Raw genomic sequence first — 12,134 nt, 5'->3', positions numbered from 1 at the left:
TAAAATACAACAATTTTTTCAAAAAGCATCGACAAAATATAATGAAACATCAGCAATCAAGCAAAAAACTGGCGAAAATCTTCATCTTTTTGACTTAATTGCACCCAGTCTAAGTTTAAAGATTGGAATTTTTGCACCAAGCGATCGCAAGCCGGACGTTCGGTAGCGTAATGTCCAGCATCGATTAAAATGAGATTGCGGTCGCGGCTTTCTTGAAACTGATGGAATTTACAATCAGAAGTCAGATAAGCTTGAGCACCTGTTTTGGCGACGGCTGAAATGTAACTAGCCCCCGAACCACCCAAAACAGCAACTCGTGAAATTGTTTGCTGTAAATCAGCACTTGGAGAAAAAATCAAATTAGGAGGAGAAAGTCGGGTTTGAATTGTTGCAAGTAATTCCTGTAATGTCAGAAATGGCTCTAGCAAACCAACACGACCATATCCTAATCCTGCTTGTGTAAGTTCTATAGGAGTAACTTCTTTGAGTTCTAAAATCTGAGCTAACACGTCAGCAGTGCCGTCTTGCACTTGGTCAAAATTCGTGTGAGCAGTGTAAATACCAATATTGTGGGTAAAAGCTAACCGTACCATTTCGGCGATCGCTTCACCAGTGCGTAAAGATTTCAGAGGATTAAAAATCAAGGGGTGATGGGCGAATATCAGATTAGCATTTTCTGCGATCGCTTCTTGCATTACCGCCAAAGTTGGTGTCAAACACACCAAAACCCGTGTTTTTTCCTGCAAAATACCTGGTTCAACCTGCCAGCCACAATTATCCCAGCTTTCACACCAAGCAGGATTCGCCCATGCTTCAAACCAAGTAATTAAATCAGCAATTTTCATAATTATTTTCTTCAGCAATTTTTAATTGCTAATCAGCGTTTCTGTGGTTTAATATTTAATTTTAATGCTAATTGCTGGCGCATTTCCTGAAAAGGTTTGTTCCATACAGGGCTAGCATTCCAGTTCCATACTGCTACTGGAATCAGTTGTTCTTCAGCAAGATAAGTTAGCAGACGGTATTCATCTTCTGGTTCGCGAGAAAAGGTGAAGGGGTTGCGGTAGCCTGTATCACACAGTTTATAAGATACGACCTGACCATGCTTAATACGTTGTAAAAGTTCCTTACCTTTGATGAGCAAATAATCTAAAAACAACAAACTAAAAGGCTCTATATGTGCGCGTTGTTGTGGCTCTTTTTGTACCCATCTTGCCCACTCAAAACCATACATAAAATCATGAACATAACGGAAGCGTATTTCCGTTTTATTTCCGAACATCTCTGTCAGACACACCATCTTTTCACCAAAAACCTTTAAGAAAGCAATAGCGCCCTCATCTGCGTTTAAAGCCTGCCGAAGCATACTACTTACCAGAAAATCAAAATCCCAGAAGATGTTTTCTGGGAAATTTTGCAACTGAGTACGGACTATGTTTTCGATAGTTGCTTGAATGGTTGTGATAATTTGAATGTCGGTGTTTTGTTCTGCAATCAAATTTTCTAATTCTGCAAAGCTGGTAATTAATGTTTTTTGGGGATTAAGTGACAATAAATTAACAGACTGCTGGGCAAGGATTTCATCAATAAGTTGAAAAGTATGAGTTGGCGTTAGTTCTTGCTTCATAGTAATAGAAGTAGCCCAGACAGCTTACACTAAATACTAGTGTATATTGCCCTAAATAAATTATTTAATAATCACAAATAAACTTAACTTTTAAATTTACAAATTTACATGAATTATTTAGTATTTATCTGATTATTTTTTATCTTAATAATTTTGATGCTAAAATTATCAATACAAAATTTATTTAATCCATCTCAATCAGCACAAGTTTAAGAGATTATACCCAAAATGTAGGCGATATAACCAGAGTATTTAAACTCTACAAAACTGCACCTTAAATAAAACTTGAGAATCTGCTATCCAGATATGTGAACAACTAATTCTCTGGAATGACTGCGTTGGCGGTGTTCCCAAATATAAATTCCCTGCCAAGTTCCCAGTACCAAGTGACCGCGATTAATGGGGATATGTTCAGAAGTGTGAGTGAGTGCAGTACGGATGTGTGCTGGCATATCATCGGGGCCTTCTGCGTCGTGAATGTATTTACCTGATTCTGGGACGAGTTTTGCCATAAAATTAGCTAGATCCACAAGAACATCAGGATCGGCATTTTCTTGGATCACTAAACTGGCTGAAGTATGGCGCAAAAATAAAGTACAAAGACCAGTTTCAACCCCCGATTCGGCAACTGCGGCTGCAATTTGTGTAGTGATGTTGTAAAAAGATTTGCCAGTAGTGGAAATTTTTAATAACTTTTGGTAGTGAGTCATTTAAAACGGTAATTATTGATGATAGTATTTGGAGTTCGGGAATGAAATAAACTGTTACTTGATGTAACAAGGCAACAAAGGCGATTCTGGTAATTACAAAAGTAGCATATCTCAAGGATTGAGATATATCCTCTACTTGCTTCTGATTTTCATTATAAGTCTCTCTTAAGCTAACTAACATCTGTAACTGATATACTTGAAGTGATAAGTTCAAATATTTATTCTAAATATCGTCAGTTTATAGGTTTGGGCTGAAAAAGAGTTTGCGTGGTAATCAAGCCTGTAAAAATAGCATAAAGTTGAAAACCAGTAATAATATTTATAATATCTTTAAAAGACTAAATTTTCTCATTAATCTAGATATGATGAGCAGACTTAGCAACACAATATATATAGCAAATAAGACATTTATTTGATAAATGAAAGACTAACGTTATTTCTGAAAAATATCAATGATTAAACACATCTTCTATGCAGATAATTCTCATTTATTTTATTTATTTTTGAATGGAAATTCCATTATTAATTGATGTTTTTTTAAATAACTTTATTTTGTCTGTAAATAATTGAGAACAGCTTTAGCGATCGCTTCATTACCATCCTTAGCAATTGGTTGAGATTGCTTTGGTAGTTGAGGTAACTCATGGAGAAAATTCCAAGTCCCTTGAAAAAACTCAGATGGGGTGAGAATTTGATGCTGATTATAATTAGTTATACCTTCTACGATAAAAGTTGCTTCGGCAAAGTCTTCACGCGGTATGGTGACAATTGGTACTCCTAGTATCGTGGCTTCAGAAAAAGTACTGTAACCAGGTTTAGAGACGACTCGCCCACAAATAGGCATAAAATCTACAGGGCGGTATTTGTGGTCATTAATTTTCACTAAATTAGGTAAATCAGGGGCAGATTGATCGAATACGATAAATTGCCAATCTGGAAATCGCTGTAGGTTATCATAAGGAATTTGCTGTAAACCCAACCCGCCAAAGGTCAACAAAATGGTTTTTTCGACTGGTGCAGTTATTCCCCAAAGAGAACGTAAATCATCAGCAGAGTAACGAGGGGAACCGCCTGTTAAGCCGACATCTGTGATATTGTTAAAAGCTGGCATTGCTTCGTGGAAAGGGAGACGAAAGAGGCGATCGCACTTTGAATACCAATCACTAATCCAATCTGCAACTGCGGTAAATTCACCTCCCCAATCTCGGTAGATAAAGTCCCAGCCAAAGTTACTCATCATCCAGCAGGGAATATTTGCCGCTTTGGCAAACCCAGGAGTGAGGAAGGGAATGTCTGCCAAAATAAGATTAACGCGATTTTGGCGAATAAAATTCACTTCTGAGGCAATCAGCGAATTTTGATGTTTCTTAATATCGAGCAACTTTTCTAAAGTCGCTGCTTTATCCATTGTCAAACTATCCGTTTGCACCACACCCAAATCAAATGCACGAGGACGATAAATAAAATCGCCTTCTATATAGCACTCTAGCAGCCAGCGTGGGGCAGTACTTACGAGAATTAACAGAACTTCTGGACATAATTTTTGAATGGTTGCGGCTATAGATGCTGTGCGGGTAGCATGACCAAAGCCGTGGTTTGTTATGGCTAAATATAAGATTGGGCGTTCCATTTTCAAGTTAGGAGTCAACCCCTTCGGGGAAGTCAAAAGTCATTCAATTTTGGATTTGAGATTTTAGATTGACGGAAAAATCTAAAATTGACAGATTTATGAGTGAAAATTATAATTTTCACTCACATTTATAACTTACAATTCCTAATTTTTAATTAATTTTGCAAAAACTTTGAATCGTTTCAACCAATAGGTCGATTTCTGATTCTAAAGTAAAGTAATGGACGCTAGCGCGTATACAGCTAGGATCGGCAATTGTCCGAGTTAATATCCTTTGTGAGTCTAAAAATTGTACCAACTTCAAATGAGCTTGAGGCTGATTATTTGCAAGTTGGAAGGAGACTATACCGCTTTCGGGTGGGGAAGTTCGCAAACATTTAATATCGGATAACGCTATCAATTGTCGCCAGAGATACTCACTGTTATGGCAAATTTGCTCGTAACGTTCCTGTGACGTTCCCCATTGCTGATGAATTGCGATCGCTTCCTTTAACCCAAGATACAACGGATAAGCTAATGTAGACACTTCGTATCGTCGCCCATCTGGAAGCCAATCCACAGGCTGAGATTGACTATCTACAACAATGCCATTCAAACCAATAAACGTAGGTTTCAGGCTTTCTCGTGCTTCTGGTCGGACATACAAACCACCAGCACCCGCAGGGCCACATAACCATTTGTGACCAGTGAAAGCATAAAAATCTACTCCCAATTCAGTTAAGTTTAAAGGCAATAAACCAGCAGATTGGGCAGCATCTATTAATAGTGCAGAATGATTCTTTCTGCATACTTCGGCAATTTTATCAAGAGGTAAAACTTGACCAGTATTCCAGAAAACATGACTCAATATTACTAGGCGGGTATTGGGGCGCAAATGCTGGGCAATGATGGTTACAGGGTCGCCCTCATTTAAAGTCGCTTTTAGGGGACAAGTGGTAACTTCCACAGCAAATCTCCGCGAGATTTCCCCAGCTGTGGCAATCACGCCTGGATGTTCGCAGTCTGAGAGCAGTAGATGGTCGCCAGCACGCCATTCAATGCCCCACATGGCAATATTACAGCCAATAGTGACATTCTGGGTAAGAGTAATTGTTTGGCTTGGTGCATTTAACTCCAAAGCGATCGCTTCTCTTGCGGCTTGAGTCTGAGGTGCTATCCAGCTAAACGCCTCATTACCAAAGGGGCCTATTTGCTGAACATAAGCTTGAGTTTGGGCGATCGCATCCATTGCCCTTTGGGGCATCGGCCCTTGTCCCCCATAGTTAAAATAAGCCTTATTCCCTAAAGCCGGAAATTGCTCTCGATGGTGATGCAGCTTGATTGGTGATGCAGAAATACTAGTCATAATTCACAAGAGATATCTGCTGTTTACAGGCTATTGATATTCAGACGATCCCAATCACAAAGATTGAATGCTCGAATTCGGAGATCAAATAGGGATTCTGACCCTTTCTCCAGAGTGTGACACACTTACAGATAAGACACGGCTCATGTTGTTTTGTCATGTACCCTTGCAATAATGGACAAACTGTGGTTTTTTATCACTCTCTTTTATTTGTAATTTGGGGCAAAAGCAAACGCTTGTGCTGTTTACGCCAATAGCTAGCTGTTGACAGTATAAAATAAACGGCAAATTGAGCGTGGACGCGATTGCCACTTCCAGATTACTTCCAGATTTTAATTGCCAGAGTTACTCCCAGATTCTGCTAATTCTTGTTAACTTAAAAGGATGCTAATTAATGCTGAACTCCTACTGCAATACCAACGTTGTAAACGCCGACCTTTTCTAGATATCCACGGTGACAGAAGTCAGCGCGATGCTCCCAATGAGTTGCTACGGAAATTGCAACAGGACAAAATCGCTCATCAGTTGAGTGCTATAGCACAGATGACTTATCATCAACCAGATTATTCTTATGGAAACTGGGAAAAGGGAGAGAAAGCAACTTTAGAATTGATGCAGCGTGGGGTTGAGTACATCTATAAAGGAGTACTGTTAGCAACTTATTCTGAAGCAGACACCCTGCTAAGTCGTCCAGATTTACTCGTGAAACAACCGGGACAATCCCATTTTGGAGATTGGATCTACGTCCCAGCTAATATTGAACTGGGTAAGCGCCCGAAGCAAGAATATCAAGTTGTCGCTGCATTTCATGCCCAAGTGTTGGCAACAGTCCAGGGAGTTGCACCTGAAACAGCTTTGCTCATATTGCGAACCAAAAATACAAATTATGCAGTGGATCTGTGCAAATGGACACCACGAATGCAGCAGATTTTGGATGAGTTTATTCAAGTTTTAGAGTTACCGAATCCACCAGAGGTATTTATTTCTCGCCAAAAGTGCAGTTTTTGCCATTGGTATAGTGAATGTTATGCGATCGCTCAATTTGAAAAACATCTCTCATTGTTACCAGGTGTAACACCCCTTCGCTACACTCAACTCCAAGCCTTAGACATTACTACACTGGAATCTCTTGCTAACACCAGTCCCAGCAGCTTAGAAAACCTGCTTGGTTTTGACAGCGAAGTAGCGCCAAAATTGGTAGTGCAAGCTCAATCTGCACTAGAAAAACGACCGTTGATTCTACCCTACCCGCTACCAACAGAAGATATTACATTCACAGCACCCATAGAGCTTTATTTTGATATTGAAGCCCAGCCAGACTTAGATTTAGATTATCTCTTAGGGGTTTTGGTCGTTAATAGACAAAATAATACAGAACAATTTTATTCTTTTTTAGCAGACAAACCAGAAGATGAAGAATTAGTTTGGCAGCAATTTTTGGATTTGGTTTGGCAATATCCCGAAGCACCAATTTATCATTTTTGTGTCTACGAGTTTGATACAGTCAAACGGTTGGCAAAACTTTACGGCACTCCACATTCCTTAGTGCGTCCTGTACTGAATCGATTTGTGGATGTGTATGAGCAATTAACCCAAAGTGTAGCATTGCCTGTAGAAAGCTATGCTTTGAAAGCGATCGCTCGTTGGATAGGATTTGAGTGGCGCGATCGAGAAGCCAGTGGTGCTAAGTGTATTTACTGGTATGATCGATGGTTAGAAACAGGCGATCGCACCTTACTAGAAACTATCCAACGTTACAATGAAGATGACTGCCGCGCCACCCACAGAGTCAAAGATTGGCTTGTCAACTTTTTCCAAGATGAATATGGTTTACGACTTGCTTAATAAGTGCTGAGTACTCATACCATTTCTTTGTGAGACTGCGCCAAACTTTTTAACTTTATTTCTTTGTGTGCTTCTATACGAGACACTACGCATAGCTTCTCCGTAGGAGTATGCGATTCGTTTATCTTTCTTGTACTCAATTTCTAACATGGTTTAGCACATCTTCATTCAGAACTAGTATCACTACTATTTCAGTGTTATCTTGTTGATGATTTTCAAAATTTAGTAATAGCTTTCCATGCAGTTCATTAAAAAAATCTTTGTATTTCCACGAATTCTTTACTTTTTAATCCCGATTTTAATTATTAGCTTCGTATTTACAAACTTTCCGTCAAATGGTGTTGAGGTGAGTAGCATAGAATTTATCGGGGAAGCTACCTTACCGAAAGGTCTAATCTTTCAAAAAACTGAAGTTGGAGGTTTATCTGGAATTACATATAATGTAAAAAATAACCTTTATTACGCTATCTCTGACGATCGCGGACAAAAAGCTGCTGCTCGTTTCTACACCTTGAAAATCGACTTGAGCAAAAGTTCTCTACAAAAAGGTGGAATTATTCCAGTCAGCGTTACCAGATTATTAAATGAAAATGGTCAAACATTTCGCCCTGGTGAAACTGATACAGAAGGTATTGCATTAACTAACAAAGCAACTGTATTTATTTCTTCTGAAGGCAATGCTGAAAAATTAATTAATCCTTCTATTAAAGAATTCTCACTATCTTCTGATAAAGAAATTGTTACACTCCCCATACCAAACAAATTTTTGCCAGATAAAACTAGTCAACAGGGTATCCGCAACAATTTGGCTTTTGAAAGCCTCACCATCACACCCGATAACAAGCATCTATTTACAGCCACCGAAAATGCTCTAATTCAAGATGGGGTCGCCGCTAAACCTAATATCGGTAGTCCTTGCCGAATTTTGCAATACAACTTGCTCAACAACCAGCCAGAAAGGGAATTTCTTTACCAAACTGAACCAGTTACACCATTTTTGAATTTGATTGGCAAATTCGCTAGTGGATTACCTGATTTACTTGCTCTCGATAATCAAGGACACTTCATAAGTTTAGAACGGTCTTTCACTGGTTTAGGATTTGCTATTTCGCTGTTTCAAGTTTCTTTAGAAGGAGCCGATGATATTCATAATATTGATAGCCTTTTAGCAGTTGACTCCAAAAACATTAAACCAGTTAAGAAAAAACTGTTGTTAGATTTGAGAAAACTAGATGTACTGCTAGACAACATCGAAGGCTTAACTCTTGGCCCAAAACTACGGGATGGTCAACAATCATTAATTCTCATTAGTGATAATAATTTTAACTCCCTGCAACGCACCCAGATACTAGCCTTTAAAATTAAAATTGAAACTCCGCTAATTAGATTATTACGCCGTTTACTTCCGAATATTAACCTTTAACCGTATAGAGGTAAAAGTGCTATCGTGGCTTGACTACTATTTAGTTATTTTTGATTATTCCTGTGTATTCACGGAATCTACTAAGTAACTTTATCTAGCTTATTTATAGTTTACGTGTAATTTCTCAACCGTACTCCTTAATAAATATGTTACATAATGTTTAGTAGCTTTTGCAGAGAGCTTAAAGATATTTACAGCATATAATTAATGTTCTCCAAATTCGGATATTTCTTAGATTTAAATTTAATAATTAGCTAGACTTATTAAATTATTTTGCCAATAACATTTTTATAAATAATTTTTATGCCAGAAAATAAAATGGAGAGTATGGTAGGGCAAAAGGCAGAATTAGACGATTACATCGGACAATTTTTAAACAATCGCTATTTAATCAGAGATTTGATTGGCAAAGGGGGGATGGGTAGAGTTTATCTAGCGGAGGATACTGCTAAAGATGGTATGCCGATCGCAGTCAAAATATTATCACTCAGTTTGGCAAATCAACAGATGTCCCAACGCTTTGCCAGAGAGATTTTTATTGGCGCTCAATTGGGTCGTAAAAGTAAACATATTGTTCGCATTTTAAGTTATGGTGTCACTGAGGATAAAACTCCATTTTATGTAATGGAATGCCTGCAAGGAAAAAATCTCAAACAAATTCTGAAAACTCAGCCTTTAACAATATCAAGGTTTTTAGAAATTTGTAATCAAATTTGTTTAGGCTTACAATGTGCCCACCAAGGTATCAGCCTTAAAGGAGAGATTTATCCTATTGTTCACAGAGATATTAAACCAGAAAATATATTTATTGCTGAAGATATTAAAAAAGGTGAAATTGTTAAAATACTAGATTTTGGTATTGCCAAGTTTTTAACAGAGCGAAGTGGGATGACTTTAACAGATTCTTTTATTGGGAGTTTGCCTTACTGTTCTCCAGAACACATGGAAGGGCGTAAACTGTTAGATGTCCGCTCTGATATTTATAGTTTAGGAGTACTAATGTTTGAGATGCTGACAGGGAAACATCCATTTCAAACTAAAAGTAACTCCTTTGGTACTTGGTATCAAGCCCATCGCTTTCAAATGCCACCGACAGTTGAAGAAGTAAATCCGCAAGTTAAAATACCGGAAATATTAGAAAAAATATTGATGAGTTGTTTGGCTAAAGAAGTAAGCGATCGCCCTCAAAACATAAACCAAATATTAGAAGATTTAGAAAAAGTTAAGGCTCAACTTAATGATGTTATTCCTAGCCAGAGCAATGACATTCTTAAAGTCTCGCTTCCAGTTCAATTAGTACCCGCAACTTTATTATCAGAAAAAGAGTGTTTGCAGAAAATTTGGCCGAAAAATAAACCAATTGCGTCAATTGGGTTTCCTCATTTACTACAAACTCCCCAAAAACCTATACCAACTTTTTGGGCAATGTTGCCTAAAGAAGAGATTGTAAAATTTTTAGATAAAATACATGGTACTGAATTTATTAGTAAAATGAATGTATACCCGATGCTATTGTGGGTAACAGTACTATATGACATCCAACCTTCTACTACTAAATGGTTACCTTATTTTCTGGATATAAAAGATAATAAAGGTCAAAATATAGCACGTAGTTTGGCGGAAGTAGGTTACTATCATCTACTATTTTTTCCCCTAGAAGATCCAACTCACTGCTCTCATGTAACAACTTTAAATCTCACGGCTAAACAGCGCCAACAACTTCTAGATTGGTTAGATATGAGTCAACAGTCAAATGAACTAATCTTGCCTAATCAAGCCAAAAATATTCTACGAACAGAGTACGAAAAGCTGAAGTTAGAAATATTACAAAATTTAGCCACACATCAAAAAATTGAGAAAGAAGGTTTAAAAAATTGGATGACTAAATTATTGGAGATGTTTTTGAAACTTATATTACGTCCTTGAAAGGTCACTGTCAAAATCAAAATACTTGCCACAATTACCTAATAATATGTTTATGTGTGTATTGCTAACTTTAAATAGATTTAGTGCCAGAGGTGAACAAAGTGAATCAAAGCCCATTTACATCTTCAAGTAGTACGGGCTTGCTTGCCAATCGTTATCAACTCAAGCAATTAATTGGCAGCGGTGGCATGGGTGAAGTTTTTTTAGCAAATGATATTTTGTTAGGAGGTATACCAGTTGCTATCAAGTTTTTGACTCAAACTGTTGTTAATACCAAGATGCAACAAGACTTTGCTCGTGAAGCTTTAATGAGTGCAGCCTTAAGTCAAAAGAGCGTACATATAGTGCGGGCGTATGATTATGGTGTGAATGAGAAAGGAAAACCATACTACGTCATGGAATATCTATGTGGCAAGAATTTAAAGGATTTAATTCCGCTATCTCTGCCCATGTTTTTGACTCTCTCTCGTCAAATTTGTTTGGGCTTACAGTGTGCCCATCAAGGTATTAACATTGATGGCAAAATTTGTCCGTTGGTTCATCGAGATATCAAGCCTGCCAATATATTAGTTATTCCCGATCCGATATTGGGTCAGTTAGTTAAAATTCTCGATTTTGGTATTGCTAGATTTTTGAATTATGCATCAACAGCTAGTACAAGTAGTGGATTTAATGGCACTTTACCCTACTGTTCTCCAGAACAGCTAGATGGGGAAAAACTAGATAGTTGCTCTGATATTTATAGTCTGGGTGTGATGATGTTTGAGATGCTCACAGGCAAAAAACCTTGGCAACCAGAAACTGATTACTTTGGTGCTTGGTATAAAGCACATCACTTTGAAACACCAAAAACGATCGCAGATGTTAGACCTACTCTTAAAATACCTCACAAGCTAAATAATTTAATTATGGCTTGTCTAGGTAAAAAAGCAAGCGATCGCCCTCAAAATATCGCTGAAATTTTACAAGTTTTAAACAGTCTAGAACAGTCTGATTGTCCCACTTTCTCTCCAAATTTAGCCTCTAACTCCATCCTTGGCAGTCCCTTAAATTCTGCATTACCAATCACTGTAGAACAAAGCTATCGGCAACTTTTGTGGCCTCAAAATAAACCAATTCAAGAAATTGTTTTTCCCCAGCTTCTAGATATTCCACAAGAATCTATTACAGCCCTATGGTTGATGTTGTCTAAACAACAAATCAAAAACTATGCGGTTTCTACCCGTTACAACCAGTTTATATTTGTGACATCCCCTCACCCAATGTTGTTGTGGGTAACTGTACTCTATAATCGGCAATTTGCTCCTAAGTGGCTACCGTGCTACTTAGATATGCAAAATCCCCAAAATCTGAGGATGGTAAGTTTCCTGGCTGAAAATGAGCAATATCCTTTGATTTTCTTTACTCTGGAAGCACCACATTCCTGCATCAAGGTTCTCAGCAGTCGCATTGAGTCAACTCAGCGGCAAATGTTGAAAACTTGGGTGCAACAGAGCCATAGTCTACCACCCGCTTCTCAACCCCAATTGAGCAAACAGCTATTGAAACAGCAGTATAAACAAATGCAATCCCGAATATTGCAGCATTTAGAATCAGAGCCACAGGTTGTATTATCACGATCTTTTTAA

At 37.9% G+C, this 12,134-nt stretch carries 9 protein-coding genes; 4 read left to right on the top strand and 5 right to left on the bottom strand.

Annotation, left to right across the window (positions count from 1 at the left end):
• Positions 1–56: 56 nt before the first annotated feature.
• From NLP_RS01205 to NLP_RS01185, 5 genes are all read right to left on the bottom strand, one after another.
• A complete protein-coding gene (locus tag NLP_RS01205; protein WP_104904794.1) occupies positions 57–845 on the bottom strand; it encodes a Nif3-like dinuclear metal center hexameric protein in 789 nt (262 codons plus the stop codon).
• 32 nt (positions 846–877) lie between these two features.
• Positions 878–1,627 (bottom strand): hypothetical protein, encoded by a 750-nt coding sequence (locus NLP_RS01200; protein ID WP_104904793.1) that lies wholly within the window; start codon positions 1,625–1,627, stop codon positions 878–880.
• A gap of 296 nt (positions 1,628–1,923) precedes the next feature.
• Complete coding sequence (locus NLP_RS01195; protein ID WP_104904792.1) at positions 1,924–2,337, bottom strand: secondary thiamine-phosphate synthase enzyme YjbQ; 414 nt, start codon at positions 2,335–2,337, stop codon at positions 1,924–1,926.
• A 547-nt stretch (positions 2,338–2,884) separates the two neighbouring features.
• Positions 2,885–3,967: a glycosyl transferase gene (locus NLP_RS01190; RefSeq protein ID WP_104904791.1), complete on the bottom strand. Its 1,083-nt coding sequence runs from the start codon at positions 3,965–3,967 to the stop codon at positions 2,885–2,887.
• Positions 3,968–4,118: 151 nt separating this feature from the next.
• Entirely contained in the window at positions 4,119–5,312 is a 1,194-nt protein-coding gene (locus NLP_RS01185) for an aminotransferase class V-fold PLP-dependent enzyme (RefSeq protein WP_104904790.1), read from the bottom strand.
• A gap of 384 nt (positions 5,313–5,696) precedes the next feature.
• Between NLP_RS01185 and NLP_RS01180 the strand changes: the two genes are divergently transcribed.
• The 4 genes from NLP_RS01180 (at position 5,697) to NLP_RS01165 (ending at position 12,134) form a co-directional block, all read left to right on the top strand.
• Positions 5,697–7,157: a TM0106 family RecB-like putative nuclease gene (locus NLP_RS01180; protein ID WP_104904789.1), complete on the top strand. Its 1,461-nt coding sequence runs from the start codon at positions 5,697–5,699 to the stop codon at positions 7,155–7,157.
• Between the two features lie 238 nt (positions 7,158–7,395).
• On the top strand, positions 7,396–8,580 hold the full coding sequence (locus tag NLP_RS01175) for an esterase-like activity of phytase family protein (RefSeq protein WP_104904788.1): 1,185 nt from the start codon (positions 7,396–7,398) through the stop codon (positions 8,578–8,580).
• A gap of 303 nt (positions 8,581–8,883) precedes the next feature.
• Positions 8,884–10,506, top strand: a complete 1,623-nt coding sequence (locus tag NLP_RS01170) for a serine/threonine protein kinase (protein WP_199784735.1) — start codon at positions 8,884–8,886, stop codon at positions 10,504–10,506.
• Positions 10,507–10,607: 101 nt separating this feature from the next.
• Complete coding sequence (locus NLP_RS01165) at positions 10,608–12,134, top strand: serine/threonine protein kinase (protein WP_104904786.1); 1,527 nt, start codon at positions 10,608–10,610, stop codon at positions 12,132–12,134.

Origin of the sequence: Nostoc sp. 'Lobaria pulmonaria (5183) cyanobiont' (assembly GCF_002949795.1) — a bacterium.
In the GTDB taxonomy this organism is placed as follows: Bacteria; Cyanobacteriota; Cyanobacteriia; order Cyanobacteriales; family Nostocaceae; genus Nostoc.
This window is presented reverse-complemented; position numbering and strand designations above follow the sequence as displayed.